The organism is Streptomyces lycii (assembly GCF_009735685.1).
Taxonomy (GTDB): domain Bacteria; phylum Actinomycetota; class Actinomycetes; order Streptomycetales; family Streptomycetaceae; genus Streptomyces; species Streptomyces lycii.
Genome location: NZ_WHPN01000216.1, coordinates 1 through 3902 on the forward strand (window position 1 = coordinate 1; position 3902 = coordinate 3902).

Genomic DNA, 3902 nt, shown 5'->3' on the forward strand with positions numbered 1-3902 from the left:
GACGCCCATGGCACGGGCCATCAGCGCCCGCGCCTCGGCGTCGCCCGGCGCGTACTGGAGCGCGACGGCCGTCTCCGCGACGGCCGCGTCACCCAGTCCGGCGTCCAGCAGCAGCCCGGCCAGGTGCAGCCGCAGCGGTACGTCGTCCGGCGCGGCCGCGACCGCCGCCCGCAGGCTCCGGATCAGAGGGGTGTCGTCTGGCATGCGCCAACTGTACGAAGCCCCTCCGACAGTGCCCCCGCAGGGCGCCCCCGCGAGCGGCGGTACCCCGGCCGGCCCCTACAGCGGCGGCAGTTCCGGCGGGGTCTTCGCCGGGTTCTCGGCGAGCGCCGCCAGGGCGATCCGTACCGCCTCGTCCAGCTGCGGGTCGCGGCCGGCCGCGTAGTCCTGCGGGGTGTGGACCACCTCGACGTCCGGGTCGACGCCGTGGTTCTCCACGCCCCAGCCGTATCCCTCCAGCCAGAAGGCGTACTTGGGCTGGGTGACCCGGGTGCCGTCGACCAGGTCGTAGCGGCTGTCGATGCCGACCACGCCACCCCAGGTCCGGGTGCCGACGACCGGCCCGATGCCCAGGGCCCGGACGGCGGCGTTGACGATGTCGCCGTCCGAGCCGGAGAACTCGTTGGCGACCGCGACGACCGGGCCGCGCGGCGCGTCCTGCGGATAGCTGTGCGGGCGCATGCCGCGCGGCACGTCCCAGCCGACGATCCGGCGGGCGAGCTTCTCCACCACCAGCTGCGAGGTGTGGCCGCCGCGGTTCTCCCGGACATCCACGACCAGTCCCTCACGGGCGACCTCGACGCGCAGGTCGCGGTGGAGCTGCGCCCAGCCCGAACCGACCATGTCGGGGACGTGCAGATAGCCGAGCCTGCCGCCGGACTTCTCGTGGACGTAGGCGCGCCGGTCGGCGACCCACGCGTGATAGCGCAGCGGCTCCTCGTCGGCGATCGGGACGACCACCGGATGCCGGGGATCGCCGCCGCCCGCCGGGCCGATCATCAGCTCGACGGGCTTGCCGGCCGCGCCGACGAGCAGCGGGCCGGGCCCCGCCACCGGATCGACCGGATGCCCGTCCACGGCGAGGATCGCGTCACCCGGCCGGACCGCGACCCCGGGAGCGGCGAGCGGCGAGCGGGCGTGCGGGTCGGACGTCTCGGAGGGCAGCACCCGCTCGACGCGCCAGACGCCCTCCTCGTCCCGGGAGATGTCCGCGCCGAGGAGCCCCTGGCGGTGCCGGGCGTCGGACCAGCCGCCGGGCGGGGTGACGTACGCGTGCGAGGTGCCCAGCTCGCCCTGGACCTCCCAGAGCAGGTCCACCAGGTCGTCGTGGGTGGCGACGCGGTCCAGCACGGGCCGGTAGCGGTCCAGCACGGCGACCCAGTCGGTGCCGCCGAGGTCCGGACGCCAGAAGTTGTCCCGCATCAGCCGGCCGGCCTCGTCGTACATCTGCCGCCACTCGGCCGCCGGGTCGACGGTCAGCCGGACGCGGGAGAGGTCGACGCGGATGTTGTCCGAGCTGTCGTCGGAGTCGGCGACCTTGTTGTCGGACGGTACGACGCGGAGCTTGCCGCCCGTGGCGAGCAGCAGCCGCTTGCCGTCTCCGGTGACCGCGTAGTCGTCGGTGTCGTCCGCGAGGTGCTCGGTGCGGAGTTGGGCCAGGTCGTAACGTTCCAGCGCGGTGGCCGGAACGCCCGCGTCCGGCGCCAGCGCGGAGCCCAGGACACCGCGCACGGGATGGCGGAGCCACAGCACGCCGTTCTCGGCGGCCCGCAGGGTGGAGTAGCGGGCGGCCTCCACCGGGAAGACCACGATGCGGTCCGCGAGCCCGTCCAGGTCGACGCGGGTGACGGGCACCGCGGAGGACGAACCGCCCCGGCTCTCGGAGTCGCCGTCGGTGTCCCCCCGGTCCGGCTCCAGCGGGCGTCCGTGCCGCTGCGGGCCGAAGGGCGAGGGCGTGGACGCGGCGAGGGTGATCAGATGCGGCCGGCAGGCGCCGACGAAGGCCAGGTCGAAGACGTGCGCGTCGTACACCGGGTCGAAGGCGCGCTCGGAGAGAAACGCCAGGTGCTTGCCGTCGAGGGTGAAGGCGGGCGAGAAGTCGCGGAAGCGCAGCGGGGTGGCCTCGGCCACGGACAGGTCCGAGGTGTTGGCGATCTTGAGCTGGCGGAGTCCGGCGGGCCCGGGGTGCGACCAGGCGAGCCAGCCGGAGTCCGGTGAGAAGACCAGCCCGTCGGCGTCGCCGTCCTCGCTGCGGTCGATCTCCCGCACCTCGCCGGACCCGCACTCGACGACCAGCACCCGGCCGTCGTGCGAGGCCACCGCGACCCGGCTGCCGTCGGGCGCGACGGCGAGGTCCAGCACCCGCCCGAGCTGCCCGGCGGCGATCAGCCGCCGCTCGCTGCCGGGGCTGGTGCCGGACGCCGGGGCGAACGCGAGGGCGTCGTCGCCCTCGGCGTCGGTGACCCAGACGACCTGGTCGGCCTGTCCGCCGCCGTCGCCGCGGAAGACGCGGGGCATCCGGGCCCGGACGCCGGGTTCGGCCGCGAGGGCGCGCGCCGGGCCCTCGCGGTGGGTCACCCAGTGGACGCTGCCGCGCACCTCGACGGCGCTGCCCCGGCCGGTGTGGTCGGGGCGGGCCTCGCCGAGGTGGTGCGCGGCGCGCACCGGGTGCGGGCGGAGATCGGTGCGCGAACCGCCGAGACGGATGTCGAGGCGGCGGGGCCCGGGGACGGCGCCCCCGGCCCTGTCGGCCCCGGCGGTCGTGGCGGCTCCGGCGGTTGTCCCGGTGCCGTCGGCCCCGTCGCCTGTGCCGCCCGTGCCGCCTGTGTCGCTTGCGTCGCCTGTGCCGGTCTCGTTGTCGCCACCGGTCTCGTTGCCGCCGCCGGTCTCGTTGCCGCCGCCGAGGGCGTTGCCGGCGTCGAGGGCGTCGAGCAGCCACAGCTCGCCTGCCGAGGCGTAGGCCACACGGACACCGTCGGTCGCGGCGTGGCGGGCGTAGAAACCGCTCCCGCTCCCGCCCCCGCTCCCGGCCCCGTCCGAGTCGGAGGTGTCCCCGAGCGGGGTGTGCCGGCGCAGGTCGGAGCCGTCGGGGAGGGAGGAGTAGAGCGCGCCGGTGCCCTCGTGGTCGGAGAGGAAGGCGACCCGTTCGCCCACCCACAGCGGGTGCTCGATGTTGCCGTCGAGACCGGCGTGCAGCCGCTGGAATTCGCCGTCGCCGTCGCGGTCGATCCACAGCTTGCCGACCGTACCGCCCCGGTAGCGCTTCCAGGCGGCGGCCTCGCGGCCCATGGTCGCGGAGAGCAGCAGCACGGCGCCCCCGGGACCGTACGCGATGTCACCGACCGGGCCGTACGGCAGGACGCGGCCGGGGCCGCCGTCGAGCGGCACGGCCCGCAGCCAGGTGCGGCGCAGCGACGCCTGGCCGTAGGTGGTCAGCGCGAGCACCTCGCCGTCGGGGGTCCAGCCGCGGACGGCCGTCTTGTGGCTGCCCCAGTGCGTCAGCCGCCGGGACGGACCGCCCTCGGCGGGCGCGACCAGCACCTCGGGGGCGCCGTCCCGGGTGGACGTCCAGGCGATGTGGCGCCCGTCGGGCGATATCCGCGGATGGGAGACCGGCATGTTGTCGGCGCTGACACGCCACGCGCGGCCGCCGTCGAGGGGCGCCGCCCAGACGTCGTCCTCGGCAGTAAAGGTGATCAACTCACCGTGCGGATGCGGGAAGCGGAGGTAGGAAGGCTGCGTCACACTCCCAACCCTATGCACCCGTTACGGACGCGAACAGCGGTTTCAGGCTTCATGCGGGGTTGACTCCGGACCGGACATGTCCCTCGCCGGACGGGGCCCGGAGCGGGCGGCCCCCTCCCCTCCGGGCGGCGGGCGGACACCCGGACGGCACACGGACC

Annotated in this window: 2 protein-coding genes; both read right to left on the reverse strand. The window is 75.5% G+C overall.

Annotation, left to right across the window (positions count from 1 at the left end; all coding sequences use genetic code 11):
- On the reverse strand, positions 1–204 hold a 204-nt coding region (locus tag GCU69_RS08810; RefSeq protein ID WP_156205578.1), incomplete at its 3' end, for a tetratricopeptide repeat protein.
- 75 nt (positions 205–279) lie between these two features.
- Complete coding sequence (locus GCU69_RS08815) at positions 280–3744, reverse strand: S41 family peptidase (protein ID WP_156205579.1); 3465 nt, start codon at positions 3742–3744, stop codon at positions 280–282.
- Between the last annotated feature and the right edge of the window lie 158 nt (positions 3745–3902).